General features: G+C 54.3%; 20 protein-coding genes and 5 pseudogenes. 15 read left to right on the top strand and 10 right to left on the bottom strand.

From position 1 onward, the window contains the following. The first annotated feature begins 70 nt into the window (after positions 1–70). The gene (locus tag AACY02_RS17670) at positions 71–382 is read left to right on the top strand and encodes a hypothetical protein (RefSeq protein WP_339433049.1); all 312 of its coding nucleotides are present in this window, start codon (positions 71–73) and stop codon (positions 380–382) included. 5 nt (positions 383–387) lie between these two features. On the opposite strand, the gene AACY02_RS17665 is transcribed toward AACY02_RS17670, so the two are convergent. Further along, entirely contained in the window at positions 388–1,272 is an 885-nt protein-coding gene (locus AACY02_RS17665) for a DUF2971 domain-containing protein (protein WP_339433048.1), read from the bottom strand. An 83-nt stretch (positions 1,273–1,355) separates the two neighbouring features. Here AACY02_RS17665 and AACY02_RS17660 point away from each other — a divergent pair, with 83 nt between their 5' ends. Beyond that, entirely contained in the window at positions 1,356–2,132 is a 777-nt protein-coding gene (locus AACY02_RS17660) for a DUF2786 domain-containing protein (RefSeq protein ID WP_339433047.1), read from the top strand. Positions 2,133–2,455: 323 nt separating this feature from the next. On the opposite strand, the gene AACY02_RS17655 is transcribed toward AACY02_RS17660, so the two are convergent. After that, positions 2,456–3,214, bottom strand: a complete 759-nt coding sequence (locus AACY02_RS17655) for a hypothetical protein (protein ID WP_339433046.1) — start codon at positions 3,212–3,214, stop codon at positions 2,456–2,458. A gap of 60 nt (positions 3,215–3,274) precedes the next feature. On the opposite strand from AACY02_RS17655, the gene AACY02_RS17650 reads away from it, so the two are divergent. Continuing rightward, on the top strand, positions 3,275–3,904 hold the full coding sequence (locus tag AACY02_RS17650) for a hypothetical protein (protein WP_339433045.1): 630 nt from the start codon (positions 3,275–3,277) through the stop codon (positions 3,902–3,904). A gap of 51 nt (positions 3,905–3,955) precedes the next feature. Here AACY02_RS17650 and AACY02_RS17645 read toward each other — a convergent pair whose 3' ends face one another. Further along, positions 3,956–4,603, bottom strand: a complete 648-nt coding sequence (locus AACY02_RS17645) for a hypothetical protein (protein ID WP_339433044.1) — start codon at positions 4,601–4,603, stop codon at positions 3,956–3,958. Between the two features lie 416 nt (positions 4,604–5,019). Between AACY02_RS17645 and AACY02_RS17640 the strand changes: the two genes are divergently transcribed. The 4 genes from AACY02_RS17640 to AACY02_RS17625 all read left to right on the top strand — a co-directional run bounded on the left by AACY02_RS17640 (position 5,020) and on the right by AACY02_RS17625 (position 7,163). Continuing rightward, complete coding sequence (locus tag AACY02_RS17640) at positions 5,020–5,454, top strand: hypothetical protein (RefSeq protein WP_339433043.1); 435 nt, start codon at positions 5,020–5,022, stop codon at positions 5,452–5,454. Between the two features lie 147 nt (positions 5,455–5,601). Beyond that, a complete protein-coding gene (locus AACY02_RS17635; protein ID WP_339433042.1) occupies positions 5,602–5,817 on the top strand; it encodes a hypothetical protein in 216 nt (71 codons plus the stop codon). Between the two features lie 52 nt (positions 5,818–5,869). Further along, positions 5,870–6,112 carry a DUF4224 domain-containing protein gene (locus tag AACY02_RS17630; protein WP_095190012.1) on the top strand — a complete coding sequence of 81 codons (243 nt, stop codon included), beginning with the start codon at positions 5,870–5,872 and terminating at the stop codon, positions 6,110–6,112. A gap of 1 nt (position 6,113) precedes the next feature. After that, positions 6,114–7,163 carry a tyrosine-type recombinase/integrase gene (locus AACY02_RS17625; protein ID WP_339433041.1) on the top strand — a complete coding sequence of 350 codons (1,050 nt, stop codon included), beginning with the start codon at positions 6,114–6,116 and terminating at the stop codon, positions 7,161–7,163. Between the two features lie 323 nt (positions 7,164–7,486). On the opposite strand, the gene AACY02_RS17620 is transcribed toward AACY02_RS17625, so the two are convergent. Continuing rightward, positions 7,487–8,917 (bottom strand): aldehyde dehydrogenase family protein, encoded by a 1,431-nt coding sequence (locus tag AACY02_RS17620; RefSeq protein ID WP_339433040.1) that lies wholly within the window; start codon positions 8,915–8,917, stop codon positions 7,487–7,489. Positions 8,918–9,039: 122 nt separating this feature from the next. Between AACY02_RS17620 and AACY02_RS17615 the strand changes: the two genes are divergently transcribed. Continuing rightward, on the top strand, positions 9,040–9,954 hold the full coding sequence (locus tag AACY02_RS17615; RefSeq protein WP_339433039.1) for a LysR family transcriptional regulator: 915 nt from the start codon (positions 9,040–9,042) through the stop codon (positions 9,952–9,954). Between the two features lie 343 nt (positions 9,955–10,297). Here the strand turns inward: AACY02_RS17615 and AACY02_RS17610 are convergent. Beyond that, positions 10,298–10,769 (bottom strand): annotated as a pseudogene (locus AACY02_RS17610) (aldo/keto reductase); the annotation flags it as partial. Between AACY02_RS17610 and AACY02_RS17605 the strand changes: the two are divergent. The 3 genes and pseudogenes from AACY02_RS17605 to AACY02_RS17595 form a co-directional block, all read left to right on the top strand. Next, positions 10,766–11,309, top strand: a pseudogene (locus AACY02_RS17605) (LysR substrate-binding domain-containing protein); the annotation flags it as partial. The pseudogenes AACY02_RS17610 and AACY02_RS17605 overlap by 4 nt on opposite strands. Positions 11,310–11,503: 194 nt before the next feature. Then, the gene (locus tag AACY02_RS17600) at positions 11,504–12,073 is read left to right on the top strand and encodes a DJ-1/PfpI family protein (RefSeq protein ID WP_339433037.1); all 570 of its coding nucleotides are present in this window, start codon (positions 11,504–11,506) and stop codon (positions 12,071–12,073) included. A gap of 207 nt (positions 12,074–12,280) precedes the next feature. Continuing rightward, positions 12,281–12,397: pseudogene (locus AACY02_RS17595) on the top strand (transposase domain-containing protein); the annotation flags it as partial. Positions 12,398–12,420: 23 nt separating this feature from the next. Here AACY02_RS17595 and AACY02_RS17590 read toward each other — a convergent pair. After that, positions 12,421–12,903 carry a GNAT family N-acetyltransferase gene (locus tag AACY02_RS17590; RefSeq protein WP_339433036.1) on the bottom strand — a complete coding sequence of 161 codons (483 nt, stop codon included), beginning with the start codon at positions 12,901–12,903 and terminating at the stop codon, positions 12,421–12,423. 362 nt (positions 12,904–13,265) lie between these two features. Next, a pseudogene (locus tag AACY02_RS17585) lies at positions 13,266–13,397 on the bottom strand (LysR family transcriptional regulator); the annotation flags it as partial. 1 nt (position 13,398) lies between these two features. On the opposite strand from AACY02_RS17585, the pseudogene AACY02_RS17580 reads away from it, so the two are divergent. After that, positions 13,399–14,137 (top strand): annotated as a pseudogene (locus AACY02_RS17580) (oxidoreductase); the annotation flags it as partial. On the opposite strand, the gene AACY02_RS17575 reads toward AACY02_RS17580, so the two are convergent. Next, positions 14,128–14,622, bottom strand: coding sequence for a DUF1652 domain-containing protein (locus tag AACY02_RS17575; protein WP_339433035.1), 495 nt, complete (start codon positions 14,620–14,622; stop codon positions 14,128–14,130). The pseudogene AACY02_RS17580 and the gene AACY02_RS17575 overlap by 10 nt on opposite strands. Between AACY02_RS17575 and AACY02_RS17570 the strand changes: the two genes are divergently transcribed. Continuing rightward, on the top strand, positions 14,596–14,805 hold the full coding sequence (locus AACY02_RS17570) for a hypothetical protein (RefSeq protein WP_339433034.1): 210 nt from the start codon (positions 14,596–14,598) through the stop codon (positions 14,803–14,805). The two genes, AACY02_RS17575 and AACY02_RS17570, sit on opposite strands and share 27 nt — an antisense overlap. Here the strand turns inward: AACY02_RS17570 and AACY02_RS17565 are convergent. Further along, the gene (locus tag AACY02_RS17565; RefSeq protein ID WP_339433092.1) at positions 14,743–15,708 is read right to left on the bottom strand and encodes a transcriptional regulator GcvA; all 966 of its coding nucleotides are present in this window, start codon (positions 15,706–15,708) and stop codon (positions 14,743–14,745) included. The genes AACY02_RS17570 and AACY02_RS17565 overlap by 63 nt on opposite strands. A gap of 109 nt (positions 15,709–15,817) precedes the next feature. Between AACY02_RS17565 and gstA the strand changes: the two genes are divergently transcribed. Further along, a complete protein-coding gene (gene gstA / locus AACY02_RS17560; RefSeq protein ID WP_339433033.1) occupies positions 15,818–16,429 on the top strand; it encodes a glutathione transferase GstA in 612 nt (203 codons plus the stop codon). A gap of 92 nt (positions 16,430–16,521) precedes the next feature. Then, entirely contained in the window at positions 16,522–16,902 is a 381-nt protein-coding gene (locus tag AACY02_RS17555) for a RidA family protein (protein WP_339433032.1), read from the top strand. A gap of 109 nt (positions 16,903–17,011) precedes the next feature. Here AACY02_RS17555 and AACY02_RS17550 read toward each other — a convergent pair whose 3' ends face one another. Continuing rightward, positions 17,012–17,278 carry a hypothetical protein gene (locus AACY02_RS17550; RefSeq protein ID WP_339433031.1) on the bottom strand — a complete coding sequence of 89 codons (267 nt, stop codon included), beginning with the start codon at positions 17,276–17,278 and terminating at the stop codon, positions 17,012–17,014. Between the last annotated feature and the right edge of the window lie 153 nt (positions 17,279–17,431).

Here is a 17,431-nt window from a genome sequence, read left to right as displayed (position 1 = left end):
CCAGTGTGAACTAAGAGCATACATACAACATCCGGTGACTTGCCAGCCAGCGGAATTGAAGAGGTAGGCCATGGCCAAAGACAATGCGCAGCTACAGCGGGACAAGCGCGCCAAGGAGAAGGCTTTGCTGGAACGGATCGGCGCCGAGAAGCGCACGCTGATTGTTTCGAAAGCGCTCGATGATGCGCTTCAGGTGCTGGGCGAACGCCACGGCTTTGAAGAATGGCAGGAGACGGTGTCGACGCTGATCATCAATCTGGCCGCAGCCCCCGCCACCGAGTCAGGACGCTTCGCAAGCATGTCGCGACCGGAAATCGTAGTTAAGGAAAAGTGGTCGCGGCAGCTTAAGGAGTTTGCCGCGACAGGCTCAGAGGGTGGCTGAATGGTTCAGCATGTCTTGTTCACGAATACAGACATTTCATGATTTCTGATTAGCCACCTGGCCACTTCACCAAACTCACCGGGCTCATCCTTAAAAATATGTGCTGTTCGAGGCGTGATCATAGGAGACCCGAGGAGAGATCCAGAAAACTTTATTTGGTCATACCTAAATGAATAATCCCAATTTGCGACTGCGGCCAAGCTCAAGGATATATTGGTGTTTTTGACCAGTTTCCAAATATCCTTCTGATCTTCAACTTTCATCCTCTCGCCAATATATACAGACTTAATACATTCAAGCGGAAGCCCCATTGTCATCACTGGATATTTTCCATCACCTTCACCAGCGAGTTGCAGGTCTTTTGTAGCCCTGACGAGTCTTACTTCTTTCTCATAAGCCCACGCATTGGATTTCACACATAGATCAGAAATAGGAACGACTCGATCATAAAAATCTGAAAGATTGAAAACTGGCCTTCGCTTCTGATATTTGACCGGATTTAATCCGTTGAAGAACTCATGATTTTCATCGAATTCAATCAGTGCTCCCGAGTACTCCCCTGCGTAGTGCGCCCACATAAGGAGGCTTTCTGCATTGCGACTTAGGCACAAAATACCAACCGTTTGATTCAACGTTGACACGATATTTCTTGCCTGAAAGTCGCTTCTATCTTTTTCATCACCGGGTATATGTCCGCGATCTAATCCTGATCTTCTTGGACTCAACACACAAAAGGACAGGTTTCTCGTGTGTTCAATTGTATCTGCCGCGACGAAGAACTGTGGCAATAGCTCAAATGGATCGTTGAAGGCGCCTGGCTGGGTAAATTTTATGCTTCCTTTCAATATCCTTTTTGCTGTGCCTACCGTCACGTATTTGTAAAGCCCCATAAACACTCCCTGATCCGGCCCCATGCCGGGCCAAACACAAATACCCCACTTCTACGAATCACGCCAGCCGGCGAGGATCCCATATGTCCGCACAACAGATCGACGAAAAGAAACTCGAGCGCGCGATCCGCAAGATCAAGCACTGCCTGGCACTGGCCCAGAGCGCCAACGAGAACGAGGCTGCCACGGCGCTCCGGCAGGCCCAGGCGCTGATGCGCGAGTACCGCCTGACCGAAATGGATGTGAAGTTGAGCGACGTCGGTGAAGTCGAGTCGCAATTTTCGCGTGCTGAACGTCTTCCCTCTTGGGAGCGGAACCTGAGTGGTGCAGTTGCCCATGTGTTCGGATGCACCTCGCTGTACGGTCGCCGGTACTGCAAGGAGAAGGATCGGATCATCGCCCGCACCTCCTTCGTCGGAGTGACACCTGCCCAGCACATTGCGTTGTATGCGTTCGAGGCGCTGCTGACAAAGCTGAAATTTGCCCGCAAGGAATACGTCGCTTCGGTGCGTGCAGGCGTGCACCGCAGCTCGTACTCAGCCGAAACTGCAGGCGACCACTTTGCCCTGGCATGGGTCAACGAGGTTTACGGAAAGCTGAGTGCCCTTGTTCCAAAAGGCGAAGACGATATCCCTTCAGCAAGCGAAGGCCGCGACATCATCGCCGTCGAAGCGCAAGACAAGGCACTGATCACCGAGTACCTCGCTAACAAAGGCGTGGGCAAAGCCCGCAAAGCGCGTGACGTCGATATCGACCTGAATGCGCAAATCGCGGGAATGCTCGCCGGCCGCAGGGTGGATCTGCACGCAGGCATTGCGCGCGGCGGCGACGAAACTCTAACGCTATCCGTAACCGCTTGACCCGTCCTCACTTACTGCTTGTGGGCCTTACCCGTTGCCATGGTCAAATCCACCTCCGTCGACCAATTGGACCTCAAACTGTTCGCCCGGAATTCCCGGTGAAGATGCGACCCAGCGAATCACATGCTGGGCACCGCATTTTGGGCAGCGAATTTCGATTTGATCCTTGCTGTCATCCAGATCGAACCGAAGTTCTTCATCACATTTTTTGCACCTGGCCATCTGAGTATGCTCACAAAGGTATGAGCTCAGCATAGCGCCTCCCCACTTCTACGAACCACGCCAGCCGGCGAGGTGATATCAGCTCGTAAAAGTAGTCGCGCCTATTTACCCGCCTTTGCCTTCTCCCATTCCTCTTTGAGAATGTGCTGACACCAGTTAACTACATTATTTGCAATCTCCTTAGCGGGGCCGCCTGCTTTATCACATTCGCTATATAATTCGTTGACCGCATTCATAAGCTGCTTTGAATCTATTTCCTCCGGGTTCAGTAAAAGCTCCACCTTAGCCTTCAGACTAACAAGTTCCTTAACTGCCTGTACATGTGAAGTCGACCACTCTGAACGTAGTCTGTCCATATTTGAAAAATCTATTACACCTCCACGCATGCTGATAGCTGACTGGGTAGACTCCCAATAAACATTTAGACGATTTACATTAAGGGCAGCCGCTATAAATAAGGCCGTCGTGCCCCTAAGATCATTGATCCAATTTTGCCTACTACTCTTCAGCGAGGCTTGACTAGCCACGCGCTCCTGGCTAGCGATCATTTCTTTTTGAACTTCAAAAGCCTGCTTTGCGGCTTCATCCTGACCAGATATAGTCTCTCTTTGCAAATCAAAATTTTGCTTCGCTGAAAGTTCTTGAGTCTCAATTAATTTCCTTTGCAACTCAAAGTTTTTCTGTGCAACCGCCTCTTGGCTAATAATAGTTTTACGGAAATTCCGAATCGTAAGATATGTACCCAAGATGAAAATAGCGATAGTCGCAGAGAAACTCCAAAAAGTTGCCCAATCGAAACCTGCATCAACGATTATTTTTGGGACTTGTTCAAGATAAACAACTGATGTTTCGTACTTCATCTCCAACTCCACATCTAATTATGATCCATCAATGTGGCATCATACTTCCGAGGTATCCCCATGCCCACAGAAAACAAGCCGGCCGAGCCGCTGAAGGTCGAGCGCTCGACTGTGACCAAGCTCGTGATCACCGGCGCGCCGCGTCTCGACGCGATTACCGTGTTACTCGAGGACTTCGGCCGCCGCGACTGCCCTACTGAATTCGACCCGAGGTATCAGACCGCCCAAGGCAAGATCACGATCAACTGCTGGGACAACAGCTGGAGCGCCTACTGGGGTGGTATGGGCCCGCGCACGGTGGCCGAGTTCGTGGCCGACTGTGATTGGCACTACGTCCTGAACTGCCTCGATCGCGGTATCAGCAGCACGCGATTCAGCGGGAGCGCTCTTCACGCCTTCGCGAAAAAGTGCATCGTCCAGCGCCGCAGGCAACAGACCGGCCGACACGACTGGGAGCTGGATGAGCTCTGCAAGGGTGAAGCCCGCGAGCTCTGGCACGACATCGATATTCTGCGCAGCGTTGAGTCACCAAACGGATGCTGGCATCACAGCAAGTTGCTAACCGAGCTTTTCGGTGATGAGTGGCATTACCCCGTCGGCGACAAGGCTATCGAGGAAAACCACGAATTCACATACCTGCAGCGCGTTGTCGAGGCAGTTCAGGAAGCGCTGCGGCAGGAACGGCCGTAGCATTTAGCAGACTGAAGGTGATGAGCGTTCATGAAACTATGGGATCTGTAATTAAGACGCCAGTTTTTTCAGCAGTAAGCGTGAGCTGTTTTCAAGATCCTGATACTTCGTACCGATCATTTCCGTGCCGTTTGCTGCGCGGCGGGTCAGTTTCCACCGACGCTTTTCATCCTTTTCTTCATAGGCCAAATCCAATAATTCGCTCACGAGATCTTTCGTAAGGTTGTCGATAATTCCCGGAGAAGTAGAAAACAGTTTCGTTTCTTCATCGGTAAGTATATCGCACATGTTCCGCCACGCGTACTGCAATGAGTCCATGTGGCGCCACCAAGCCCTCATCTCATTATCAGGCAACGGAGTGCTCGGAATAGCCTCTCCGTAAAGTTCGGCGTTGATCGTTTCGATCAGTTTGGCCCGAAGGGACTCGATAAAGTCTCGCAACAAGTCCGACTTTGACGCAACAAACTGAAACTCCTTAACTAGTTTATATTTTTCCGCATGTTTAAATTGTGGATACCATGCATGCAAAGCATATATCGCAGTTAAAGATGCGGCGATTGTAGCTAGGCTAGACGCCGCACTAAGAAATGCCACGAACCCAAATCCACCATCCTTAGAGAAAATAAAACCAAAAATTATTCCAGCAGAAAAAACTAGACAACAGTAGCAAAAAATCAAATAGCCATTTTTTCTACTCATAACAGGTTTCGCCTTCCATAGGAAATTCTCTGAGTCTAGCCCCAACTCCCTCCCCCTTCAAAGTCAGCCGCTATAGCGGCAAGGACGAAGTGTCAGTGATAAGGAACAAAATCCCCTAAGCGTTCTCGGGCGATTGGTACGGCGTATTCAAGCAGCTCAAGCGGTACATTCTCTACGAACAGGGTCACTTCAAAACGGAGTGTCTCGTCATTTCGAAAGATCTCAAATAACAGCCCGTTGTTACCTCTCCAGCATTCAAGCGCAAGGCCATCGTGTCCTTCAACAACGCTTGAAGCGCAGCAAAACCGATACTCGACTCCGTGAACGACCACTTCCCACCTCCATTTTTTAATGGCGGCAACGATACCTCTCTCTCATGTGAATTTGATAGCCGCTATAGCGGCAAGGACGAAGTCATGCCCGAACAAAAGATCACTTTCGTAAACGGTGGGCCGGCCAAGTGCGGCTGCAAGATGGAATTTAGCTCTGGCGGCGGACACTACTCCGACGTGCTTTACGTCACTCCATGCAACGCGCACAGCGGCAGCACGCCATTCGGACCGGTCGAGGTCAAGCGCGATGCGGATGGCTGGTGGTATCACCCCAACATCCCGAGCTTTGGAGAAGGCGAAGACCCTGCGCCATACACCGCCTGGACAAAGGAACAAGGTCTCCGGCTGAAAGGCTGGCACCTGAGTGACGATCTCGATAGCCATCCCTATGAAGATGGTGCCTGTCACTGTAACGGCTGGGAGCCTGAATCGCCGGGGCCAGAGTGGTTCTTGATGGGTATCTGCGACAGCGAGGACGGCCCCTATGTGCAGTGGGCACGCCGCGAGGTGGCGCCATGAAAGCCTACCCGCTTGACATCGAATCAATCGGTGAGGATAGCCGTCGATGAACCGTATGGTCAGCGTCCGCACCGAGAACTGACCGGCACGGCGCTGGACTGAGCAATCAACGCGATCGAGGGTGAGCAGCAGCCCAGTACCGGCCAGTTGCAGCTCTTCAACCTGCCCGACACCGAGCAATTGATAACGAAGTGCGGCGTCTGGGTCGATGTTAGTCACCGGCACCCGTGGCCGGCCGACCTCACCAAAGATCCGTTCAACCGGCAGCCAGGCGAATCCAGAACCATCACCGTGTTCCTCGCCGTGGTGTTCGCCAAGCGCGGCGCCACTGTGAAAGTCCCCGCCGAACTCATCCCGCGGTAACCCTACCGAATAACCACCTTCTGCCGCCACGCGCGGCATGGAGCAATACCTCATGGAAACCGAAATCCTCTCCGACGAGGAACTTGCCGCACTCACGGGCTACAAGGCGCGGGCTTACCAGCGCCGCTGGCTGATTGATCGCCAGTGGGTATTCGTCGAAAGTCGCGGCAAGCGCCCACTAGTGGGCCGCATGTATGCCCGCATGAAGCTGGGCATGATAAGCCCTACGGTTGCCGATCCGAACCCGCCGCCGGCTGCACCGGTATGGACACCAGACTACTCGCGAGTGAATTGATATGCGCCCCCGCAAGGCCGACACACGCAACTTGCCACCCCGGATGTATCAGTGGACACGAACACGAAAAAGCGGAAAGGTTTGGATCGCCTATTACTATCTGGATATGACAGGCAAGGCGATCCCGCTGGGCAAGGATCTGGACTTGGCTAGGGTCAAATGGGCGGAGCTGGAGGCGAAGGAAAAGCCGCTTGATCTACGCACCATGAAAGGCATCTTCGACCGATATATCCGCGACATCGTATCGAAGAAAGCGGCACGAACGCAGAAGGACAATTTGGCGGAGATCAAGCAGCTTCGGCCGATGTTCGACAGCGCTCCCATCGACTCAATCACCCCAGCAACTATCGCAGGGTACCGCGACGCGCGGACCGCCAAGGTTCGGGCGAATCGCGAGATTGCCACCCTCTCCCACGTTTTCAACATTGCTCGAGAATGGGGACTGACCACCAAAGAAAATCCCTGCCAGGGCGTACGAAAAAACAAGGAAACACCGAGGGACTATTACGCAAATGATGTGGTTTGGGATGCTGTTTACATGAAGGCAGCTCAAGAGCTGAAAGACGCGATGGACTTGGCCTATCTGACCGGGCAAAGACCCGCAGATGTCCTAGTCATGAGGAAGGACGATGTCGAGGGAAATTACTTGGGTGTGCAGCAGAACAAGACACACAAAAAGCTGCGTATCCAGATGACTGACGGTGATGAGCCAAACAGTCTGGGCCTGTTGATCGGGAAAATGGCTGAGCGCAATGCTCAACACATTTGCAGCTATTTGATCGTGAGCGCACGCGGCAAACGGATGACCGCGAAGATGCTTCGCGATCGATGGGACGACGCCAGAGAAAGGGCCAAGAAAGAAGCTGAAGAAAAAGGCGATGTTCAGTTGGCGGAGAAAATCGGAGGCTTCCAGTTCAGAGACATCAGGCCGAAAGCGGCGTCGGAAATCCTCGACGTCGGCGATGCGAGCCTACTCTTGGGGCACACCAAAGGAGACATTACCGAGCGCGTCTATCGACGAATTGGCGCCATTGCCAAGCCATCGAAATAGCCCAAAAAACCGTTACAAAACTCAAAATCCGCCCCTTGTAGAATGCGGGCTGTAGAGGTGTCAAAAAATAAACGTATCGTAACGGAAAGCGGCTACAGGCCCCGGTTTCATTGGCTTTGCATATCGGTCTTGAAAACCGTCGACTGTAACAGGTCCATGAGTTCGAATCCCATCGCCTCCGCCATTTTATGTACGACAAAGCCCTGATTATTCAGGGCTTTGTCGTTTCTGGGGTTTGAGACTTCTGCTTCGACCTACACGGATCGTTTCCGCATCTTTTCTGCCATTTGCGCAACCCTGCCTTTCGGACCCCACTGGCCCAGTCATTCCAACGGGTCGTACCTGAGTAATGTCTTGGGCTCCAGATACGCGCTCATCCCCCACTTGCCCATTTCGCGCCCAAGTCCTGATTGCTTGAATCCACCGAAGGGGGCACGTGGTTCGTGGGCCAAGGTGTTGATGAGCACGCGTCCCGAATCGATCTGACGGGCGACGTTCATACAACGTTCGGAGCTTTTTCCCAGCACCAGGGCGCTCAGCCCATAGTCCGTATCGTTGGCAATGCTGATCGCATCGGCATCATCCTCGTAGGGGATGATCGTCAGCACGGGGCCGAAGATTTCCTCACGCGCGATGCGCATCCGGTTGTTGGCATCAGTGAAGATCGTGGGCTTCACGAACCATCCGGCATGCAAGCCTTCCGGGCGACCTTCGCCACCTGCCAACAACCTCGCGCCTTCTTCCTGGCCAGTGCGGATGTAGCGCTGCACCCGCTCCCATTGTTTCAGGCTCACCATCGGGCCTATGTCGGTGTCGGCGTTTCGCGGATCAGCCGATAGAATCTGTGAGACACCCTCCTTCGCAATCCGCTCGAACTCTGCCAACCGGCTGCGTGGCACGAGGATGCGAGTGCCCGCGATACAAGCCTGGCCGCTGTTGAGAAATCCGGTTTGCATTACTAACGGCATCACTGCGTGGAAATCCGCATCGTCAAGCACCACGGTGGGCGACTTGCCGCCAAGTTCGAGCGTCACACGCTTCATGGTGTCAGCACCGGTTTTTACCAGATGTCGCCCGATAGCGGACGACCCCGTGAACGAGATCTTGGCAACATCGGGATGACGGGCGATTTCCTCACCTACTACATCGCCTCGCCCGTTGACGATATTGAATACACCCGGTGGCAGCCCCGCTTCGTGCAACGCACTGACCACGACCTGCGTCTGTAACGCGCTCATCTCGCTTGGCTTGATGACGGCAGTGCAGCCTGCTGCCAGCGCGGTGGCCAGCTTGTTGCAGATGAAACCCGCATTGCTGTTCCAGGGCGTGATCAGACCGGCAACGCCCACGGGCGTCAGAATGACCCTGGCCATGCCGACCTGCTCCTCAAAATCGAACGCCTCCAGTGCATCGATTGCTTGCGCGATCACATCGGCCGGGTAAGTCGCCATCGAGCGCGCGCGATTCGCAGGTGCGCCGTATTCCACGAGGATGGCTTCCAGCAGTTCTTCCTCCTTTGCCGCCACGGCCTGGTGCATGCGTTGCAATACCGAAATGCGTTCTTCCCGGCTTGTACGAGCCCACGCCGGGAACGCCGCCTTGGCTGCTGCGATGGCACGCTGTGCGTCCAATGCATCGCCCAACCGAACCTGACCAATGACTTCCTCGGTGCTCGGGTTATGAAGGTCGAACCATTCCTGACCGTGTGGCGTAACGAACTCGCCGTTGATGTAGATGTGTTCAATGCGCTGCATGATGACTCCTCGCTCAAAATGACTCGCCTGAATCGAGCCATTGTGATGAAGTCTATGAAGGGTTCATTAATCCGATAAGCCATCCTTTGGCATATGAACCATCCTTATATTCAGGACAATCCATGCACAGATCAGGAATGACCGAGCTGGAAGTCGTACTGGCCGTTTCGCGCCGCAGCAGTTTTCGCGGCGCTGCACAGGAATTGGGCATGTCCACTACCGCCGTGAGCAGCGCGGTGGCTGGTCTGGAAGCACGCCTGAAGGTACGTCTGTTCAATCGCTCGACGCGCAGTGTTGCCCTCACGGACATCGGCCAACGCTATGTGGCACGCATCGCACCTGCGTTGGCACAGATCAAAAGTGCCGGCGAAGAGGCCAGCGTCGGCCCCGATGAACCCAGCGGCACATTGCGCATCAATGCACCGCATGGCGCGGCCTACTTGTTGCTGGAGCCGTTATTGAAGCAGTACGCGCAGCGCTATCCCGAAGTACGCATCGACATCGTCAGCGAATCAAGCATGGTCGACATCATCGCCGGTGGCTTCGACGCCGGGATTCGCCTGGCAGAGTCTGTGCAGCAAGACATGATTGCCGTGGCACTGTCGGGTGACGTCCGGATGCTCGTGGTAGCAACGCCCGAGTACCTCGAACGCCACGGCGTGCCCGAGCATCCGCGAGATCTACTCACCCACCGGAGTATCGGTATGCGCATGGCCCATGGTGGCCTATACCAGTGGGAATTGGAGCGCGATGGCCAGAAAGTACAGATGGATCTGCCAGTGTGCTTCGCCTCCAACGAAATGCTGGCAATCAAACAGGCCGTGTTGTTGAGCCTTGGCATTGGTTTCATTTCCGAGTGGTTCATCCAGGAAGAACTGGCAAGCGGCGCCCTGGTGCCGGTATTGATCCCGTGGTGCCCGTCGTTTGGTGGGTTGAGGCTCTACTACTCGGGCCATCGCTTCGTGCCGGCGCGACTGCGCGCGTTAATTGAACTCGCGCAGGAGTTGCGGCCCAATCTGAGTTCGCGAGTATTTTGAGCCGATGACCACAGGTCTAATTGATGCCAACCTTCAGGATGTACTTGTGGTTTTTGAAGAAGTACCCAACGTAGATTTAAGCGTCATGTGTGAACAACTACAGACCGCTAGACGCGAGCTATTGAATCAACTGGCTATCTTCGTGGCTCGACTGTTTGTTGCTGCCAGGTAACCGGCAGGATCTCCAGGAGCCATCATCTGACTCCTGAGATCACACGCTGCCAAGCAGAAGGGGCCGGCGGTGTCTGCTTTGTCGGCCGCGATCCCTATCGCTCGCGGTCATCCCTTACCTCCCGCAATAGAGGTTATGTCAGCAACGTATCAATTGATTGACATTGGTTACTCAGGCCGCGCTGCTGGGTACATTTGTCCCTCTACCTTCAGGTAAATAGGGGCTCATTTCTTCTATTTCAGCGTGGCTAAGACGAATGCTGGTGGCATCGTTCAATCCATTCATGGACTAGGTCGGGCCGACGTACGCCTACGATACCGCCGGTGACTGCCGGATCACGTAGTACCCAAGCGATGGCTACGGCCGCCGCACTGACCTCATGTCTGGCCCCAATCTTTGCCATGACTTCTACCAAAGCGAGGTTATTGCTGAGGCGAGGTTCCTGGAAGTCGGCGCTACGCGATTTTCGCCAGTCGTCGTCGGACAACTGTGCAATCCGCTCACGGGTCAGGCTTGCGGTCGGTAGGCCAGATTGTAAAGTCGAGTAGGCAATCACTCCAACCTGCGCCGTTGCACAATAAGGCAGGTTTTGATCATCGATATCGCGCATCAAGGCTGAATACGGCGGTTGAAGGGAGGCAATACCCACGCATCAATGTGGAGCTGGTGACTGACGATGGGTTGAGCGACATCATCGACAAAGGGTTCGATGCCGGCGTGCACTTCGGCGAAATCCTCACTGGTGAAATGGTCGCTGTCCCGGAGGGCTCTCCCCAGGTGATTTGTCACAGTTGCTGCCTCCGGTTATCTCGTGGGGTGCGGGACACCGGAAACGCCACAGAGGCTGCTTGAACACGCTTGCATTGGCAGACGCTTTCCCAGCGGCAAACTGTACAAATGGGAATGTCTTGCCGAAGGCCTGCCCATGCGCCTGACCGTGACAGGGCCGTTGATACTGGGAGATGACACCATGATGATCCAGGCCGCGAAGGACGGTACCGGGATCGCGTACGTGTATGAGGAGATGGCAAGGGAGTACATAGCGCAGGGGCAGTTGGTGGAAATTCTTGAAGACTGGAAAGCCCTGCCAAGCAGGTTTTTTATCCATTATTCCAACCGGCATCACGTACCGCCGGCGCTACAGGCGCTCATCGAGTTTGTACGTGAAACGCAGCATCAATGACAAACTGAAGGCGGTACACTTGCTCGCCGTCTAGAAGCGTAGGGTTGTGAAGACGGCGTTCTGATCAAGCGTTATCGACAGGCCGTTTTTGGCCGATTGCTGCCTATCATAAGGCGCAGCAACCGACCCGAAGCAGCCTTGATGTCTGTTTATTGTCGCCATTCGTTATTGGCATTCATGGAGGATTCTGACTGATGGCACGTGTGGGTTTGATACTGACACCCGGTTTTGCGGACTGGGAATATGCTTTCATTGCTGGAACTGCGTCACCGTTTTACGGGATCGACGTCAGGTTTTTCGCTCCTGCTACGGGGCAGTTCTGCTCGCAGGGCGGATTGGCTGTAACGGTTGATAGCAGTTTGCAGCAATGTCTGGACTGGAAACCGGACGTTGTTGTCATCATTGGAGGAACGGTCTGGGAGCATGCAGAAGCACCGGATATTCGAGACTTTCTTCATGCCAGTCGCTCAAGTGGGGCGACAATTGCAGGTATCTGTGGGGGAACGCTGGCACTTGCCAGGGCCGGGCTTCTCGACACGGTTCCTCATACCTCGAACAGCGCTGACTTCTTACAACAGAATGCCGTAGGTTATGAAGGGCGCACGCTTTATCGAAACAGTCCGGTCGCTGTGGTTGCAGACCGCATCATAACTGCTCCAGGCCCTGCACCCATTAGCTTCACCTGCGCAGTGTTCGAAGGGGCCGGGCTATCTTCAAAGATCATTTCTCAGTTCAGGTCAATGTTGGCAGCGGAACATGCGTGATCGCGTCGCCCCGGCGCTGACTGGACGCCGCTCAAGTTAGCTTCACTAGGCCGACCCGGTCTAATCCTTGTTCCGCCAGACGGGTCACCAATGGGATTACGAGCGATATGAAGGCGATAACTGGAACGTAACCGAGTTGCCATTTATGCGGCAGCAGCTCTTCAATTTCACATGCCCGATGCGTAAGCGTACACCGAAGTCACGATGCATGACTCAGGTCGATATCTGAAAGACGTTCTCACGCGTCTGCCGACGCAGCGGGCGAGTGATATTTCCGACCTGTTGCCGCACAGGTTGATGCCCATCTGGCTGTACAACCTTTGACTGGTCACCGTATCAAGATTCGCCTAGTTACCCAAACTAACGGTATTACTGTTGGCGCGGACATAATAATTATCAAATTCACCGCTTTCGACAAATACGAAACCATGGCGAATATAAAAGCGATTTGAAGCGCTTTCTTTGAGAGCGCCAACCTTAATAGGGCGTCCGATCTCATCCGCCTCTCTGAAAATCTGAGTGAGAACTTCGGTGCCTATCCCTGCTCCTTGGGCGCTAGGTATCACATACAAGTGGTCAAGCAGAAGCTCGCTTTGATGGTCTTTGAGAACAACAAAACCGACCATATCACCTGATACTTCTATGCGGCGCGTGCTGCTAGCGTCGAAACCACTATGAAACCGTTCGCGCGCGCGATCAGGATCAAACCGCCCAAGCCGCTCTAGGCTTTCGCGCATGGCCTCAATCCGAATGGCTATCAGATCTTCTAGATCGCAGTTTGAAGCACGGCGTAAAACGACAGCAAATTTTTGATCAGGGGAAGTTGACATAACAAGCGCTCTAGGCATGGCCGGTGACTCATTATAGAGAGCGTGAGTCGCATAACCAGTCCTGCAAAATAGAAACAAATATCTTCTAAGCTGCTGAAAGATAAGGATTAATATTCGAACTTGAAAACAGTCGACGGTAGCAGTTCCATGCGTTCGAACCCCACCGCCTCCGCCATCTTTATACGACAAAGCCCTGATTATTCAGGGTTTTGCCGTTTCTGGGATTCGCAACTGTCAAGCCGGTCTTTCTGAACCGTTTGAGCACCTATTCAGTCAATTCCGCAGCCCTGCACTCCAACACCACCTCGTCCCGCTCAAATAAAATAGCTCCAGACAAAATAATCACTCGCGCATAGAGCCGGTCAAGCGTTGGTTATGGACGGGGCGTCAGGATTGAGGATTTCCACGAGAAAGTCGATAAACACATTGATGCGGCTCGATCCACGATGATTGGGCAAATACAACGCGTTGATGCAACTGCTGGCACTGCCTGGGCACGTCGGGCGGGTTTCGCACCCAAGCTTCCAACCCGACGCCGGTCTGCCGGTCGCGCCCAGCGCCTTACCCGTGCCCGGCAAGACTTTTATCGTCGATGAAAAGGGTAACGGTATCTGGAGCGGCGCGCAACGCGCTGGATGCCGGCATGGACGGCGTGGAAATCCATGCCGGAAATGGTTATCTGCTCGATCAATTCCTTAACAGCAACAGTAACCAGCGCGAAGACGATTACGGCGGCAGCGTTGAGAATCGCGCACGCTTTCTGCTGGAGGTGGTAGCGGCGGTCGCTGAAGAAGTAGGTGCTGAACGGGTCGGTGTGCGGCTGACGCCGATGGGACGATTCATGGGCATGGGCGATGACACACCCGAGACTACGTTCGGTCATCTCGTCGAGATGCTCAACCAATGGAATCTGGCCTACCTGCATCTGGTGGAGCCTGCGATGGTCGGGACGGTCAAGGACGAAAACTTCGACCCGCGCTGGGACGCGATCATCGCCCAGCTTCGCCAAGCCTGGAAAGGCGTTCTGATTCTGGCCGGCGGGTATGACGCCGAGTCCGCCGAGCGAGCACTGATCTCAGGTCGCGCCGACATCATCGCGTTCGGTAGACCTTTTCTGGCCAACCCTGACCTGCCGCGACGGATTCACGAGGGCTTACCGCTCAACACCCCGGACCCGAGCAGCTTTTTTGGTGGTGATCAGCGCGGCTACATCGACTATCCGTTTTACGCCTGAGATGAGGACGCCGCCCTTTCACGCGGCCACGCTCTCATTTCATGAGCAAGGCTGAGCTCTGCGCGAATTTCATCGACGAGTGCAGTTATTGCCTGGTTTCCTTTCAGACACGTGATGGAAATGCCTGTGACCATCAACTCTATCCGCCCCGATAGAGGGTCATGGATCTGCGCCTGAAGATAACCCTGTGGCTCAATCTGACATGTGCACGAGAGCGGCAAAAAAGCCGATTCGATGATGTGGCGCAGTTCAAGGTTTGACAGCATGTCGACCCCTTTGAGCAGGAGCCAGCCAAGGCACTCGCGCCTTACTGGATTGATTGTGGTGCCATCACCCATAACACCTGGCGCAGCAATGACATGATCAGCGTACGCCTTCGTGCTCGACACGTTATACCCTTTAGCAATCGAACCCCTTTTATCTCGTTTCCATAGCACGCACTTGCCGAGGATGTCGCAATGCCGAAGAAACAGCCGGTCGTTCAAGAGACCGCAACAGCCGCAGACATCGAACGCGCCATCCAGGCGTTGAACAAAATGGCCGAACGCCTCTGGGGGGATAGTCGAGAAGCGGAGGCCAAAGCCCTTCTCGACGCGCTTGATGCGTTAAACAGGGCCCTCGACAGAATCAGGATTGGAGAAAGTCGCAGGGTGGTCACGCTCCATTGAACCGCTCACGTTATTGTCCTGCGACGCCAGCAACCATGTCCTGAGGGCCACTATTTTTTGCGAATCAGCCGTTTCATGAGGCGCCACCAGATAGAACCCCAAATCATCTTTCAAGCGCAGAGCAAATGGCGCCACCAGTCGCCCTGCTCGCAGATCATCGGCGACATAGGTCGAACGCCCCATGCATACGCCTTGCCCGTCCACAGCGGCCTGCACCGCCATCATCGCCAGATCAAACGTCAACCTTGGCCCTTCGGCCAGTTGCGCTGGCTGACCGGCGGCACTGAGCCAGGTGTTCCAGTCTCCGGCGGTCATGCCACTGACTTGCAGCATCGTGTGGTTCGCAAGATCGGCTGGTGTGCTCAAGGCCTTCGCCCCGCCAGGCAATGCGGGACTGCATACCGGGAATATTTCATCAGACATCAAGAAGTCGGCGCGCAAACCCTTCCAGTCGCCCCGACCATAACGAATCGCTGCGTCAATGCCGCCCTTGCGAAAATCCACCAGATCGGTGGAGGCGCTGACCCGAACATCAATATGGGGATACGCCTGCTGAAACGACGGCAGACGTGGCAATAACCATTTCGACGCCACCGATACCAAGGTACTGAGGGTCAACACACTGTTGTTGCGCGACGCCAGTAATTGTTCGGTCGAATAGCGCAGCCCTTGGAATGCCGAACGGATACCGGGCAAATAGGCCTGACCATGCTCAGTAAGTGCCAAACCGTCCTTGAGGCGCAGAAACAGAGGCACGTCCAACGCCTCTTCGAGCCGGCGAATCTGATGACTGATGGCGGTTTGCGTGACGTTAAGCTCTTCGGCTGCCCTAGTGAAACTCATGTGCCTAGCGGCGGATTCGAAGGCTTTCAAGCCGTTGAGAGAAGGAAGTCTGGCAAACATGTGAAGTTCAATGGCCATGAGATTTTGTCATACGCTAACACTCGAAATGACCTTTGCGAAGCCTGAGACGACGAGTGATCCTGACACCTTCTTTCAGCCAGGAAGTGCCATGAAACTGTATTTCGCGCCCATGACCTGCTCCCTCTCCCCGCACATTGTCCTGCTGGAATTGGGCTTGCCGTTCGAACTGATTCGCGTCAATAACCAGAGCAAATGCACCGCCGACGGGCGCGACTTTCGCAAGATCAACCCCAAGGGGTACGTTGCAGCGCTGGAACTGGATAACGGTGAGGTCCTGACGGAGGGGCCGGCGATTCTTCAATATCTGGCGGATCAGGCACCGGGCCACGCAATGGCAGCGGCCAACGGCACCTGGGAGCGCTCGAGGTTGCAGGAACATCTGAACTTCATCAGCGCCGAAATCCATGGTGGCAGCGCCCCGCTGTTCAGTGCTGAGTTCCCGGAAGCGATCAAAACCGTTTTCAGGCAAAAGCTCTTCAAACGTCTGGATTACCTGAGCGGCAGCCTCTCGGATCAGGACTATCTGATGGGTACGTTCACAGTTGCCGATGCTTATCTGTTCACCGTGCTCACATGGCTACCAACCTTCAATATCGACATAGAAAACTGGCCGGCCCTCGCCAGTTATAGTCGCCGCGTCGCTACACGACCCAGTGTCCTGTCAGCCCTCGCGGCAGAGGCGGCGACGCTGCCTGTGTGATCCGGATTGCCAGTACGTTTTCTCTGAAGGGGCCATGTCCGTAGGGAATCTGTAAACTGCCGCGATATTCACTCGCTCAGACAAGGACTCCCATGGCCAACCAAAACATCACCTTCACCCCCGATCCGGACGCCGACTCCATTTCCTCCGACGTCGCGACGTTCGGCGGGATCATGGTCTCCACCCAGATTCCGACCCGCGCCGATGGCAACCTGGAACTGGGTGGCATTACCGAACAAAGCGAATGCACACTGCAAGCGCTGAAAGTTGCCCTGGAAAGTGCCGGTAGTTCGATGGATCGGGTCATGCACCTGACCATCTACCTCACCGATATGGCTGATCGCGCCGCGTTCAACGAGGTTTACAAGCGCTTCTTCGCCAAGCCGTGGCCGGTTCGTGCAGCCGTAGGCGTTGCCTCGCTGGCCGTAGAAGGCATGCGCGTGGAAGTGACCGCAATGGCCGCCAAGGCCTGACATCACACCACAAATTCCTTAATGAGCAGTTTGCGCATTAAGGCTTGCGGGCAGGCGACATCGACGCTGAATGTATCGCCGCCCTCAAGGGTAAAGCAGCACGTTGAGTTCAAAGTGGACCTGTTGCTTTGAGAAAGACGCTTTCACTTGAAATATGATAATGCTCTTCGTCATATTCGAAGTCCGTTTCAAAAACCACCTCAATTGTTTTAGATACTTTATCTCTCTTGAAAGAAACTGCGCCTTTGAGAAGGGTAATTATGCCGGCATGGGATACAAAGACTCCCGAAACCCCTTCGCCAAAGTGAACGAATTCGTACGTGCCATCTTCCATAGATCGCGCAAGCACAATCGAAAGCTGTACAAACTCATCCAATGGCGCGCTACGACCGATGATGCTGATAGTGCCCTCGCTTAATGATTCATATATAAACTGAGCCGCCGAAAAACCTCCTCGACCATCGGAAATGGTGTTGAGAATTTAACGTCGAAAACATTATTTCTCACGGCACAAGCCGTACCAGCCTTT

The sequence above is a fragment of the Pseudomonas sp. EA_65y_Pfl2_P78 genome, from assembly GCF_963970495.1.
Taxonomy (GTDB): Bacteria; Pseudomonadota; Gammaproteobacteria; order Pseudomonadales; family Pseudomonadaceae; genus Aquipseudomonas; species Aquipseudomonas baetica_A.
The sequence above is the reverse complement of the archived record's forward strand: the minus strand, read 5'-3'. Positions and strand labels throughout refer to the sequence as shown.

Coding starts and splice junctions, on each gene's coding strand:
- AACY02_RS17670 (WP_339433049.1), top strand. CDS start 71: ATGGCCAAAGACAATGCGCAGCTACAGCGGGACAAGCGCGCCAAGGAG.
- AACY02_RS17665 (WP_339433048.1), bottom strand. CDS start 1,272: ATGGGGCTTTACAAATACGTGACGGTAGGCACAGCAAAAAGGATATTG.
- AACY02_RS17660 (WP_339433047.1), top strand. CDS start 1,356: ATGTCCGCACAACAGATCGACGAAAAGAAACTCGAGCGCGCGATCCGC.
- AACY02_RS17655 (WP_339433046.1), bottom strand. CDS start 3,214: ATGAAGTACGAAACATCAGTTGTTTATCTTGAACAAGTCCCAAAAATA.
- AACY02_RS17650 (WP_339433045.1), top strand. CDS start 3,275: ATGCCCACAGAAAACAAGCCGGCCGAGCCGCTGAAGGTCGAGCGCTCG.
- AACY02_RS17645 (WP_339433044.1), bottom strand. CDS start 4,603: ATGAGTAGAAAAAATGGCTATTTGATTTTTTGCTACTGTTGTCTAGTT.
- AACY02_RS17640 (WP_339433043.1), top strand. CDS start 5,020: ATGCCCGAACAAAAGATCACTTTCGTAAACGGTGGGCCGGCCAAGTGC.
- AACY02_RS17630 (WP_095190012.1), top strand. CDS start 5,870: ATGGAAACCGAAATCCTCTCCGACGAGGAACTTGCCGCACTCACGGGC.
- AACY02_RS17625 (WP_339433041.1), top strand. CDS start 6,114: ATGCGCCCCCGCAAGGCCGACACACGCAACTTGCCACCCCGGATGTAT.
- AACY02_RS17620 (WP_339433040.1), bottom strand. CDS start 8,917: ATGCAGCGCATTGAACACATCTACATCAACGGCGAGTTCGTTACGCCA.
- AACY02_RS17615 (WP_339433039.1), top strand. CDS start 9,040: ATGCACAGATCAGGAATGACCGAGCTGGAAGTCGTACTGGCCGTTTCG.
- AACY02_RS17600 (WP_339433037.1), top strand. CDS start 11,504: ATGGCACGTGTGGGTTTGATACTGACACCCGGTTTTGCGGACTGGGAA.
- AACY02_RS17590 (WP_339433036.1), bottom strand. CDS start 12,903: ATGTCAACTTCCCCTGATCAAAAATTTGCTGTCGTTTTACGCCGTGCT.
- AACY02_RS17570 (WP_339433034.1), top strand. CDS start 14,596: ATGCCGAAGAAACAGCCGGTCGTTCAAGAGACCGCAACAGCCGCAGAC.
- AACY02_RS17565 (WP_339433092.1), bottom strand. CDS start 15,708: ATGTTTGCCAGACTTCCTTCTCTCAACGGCTTGAAAGCCTTCGAATCC.
- gstA (WP_339433033.1), top strand. CDS start 15,818: ATGAAACTGTATTTCGCGCCCATGACCTGCTCCCTCTCCCCGCACATT.
- AACY02_RS17555 (WP_339433032.1), top strand. CDS start 16,522: ATGGCCAACCAAAACATCACCTTCACCCCCGATCCGGACGCCGACTCC.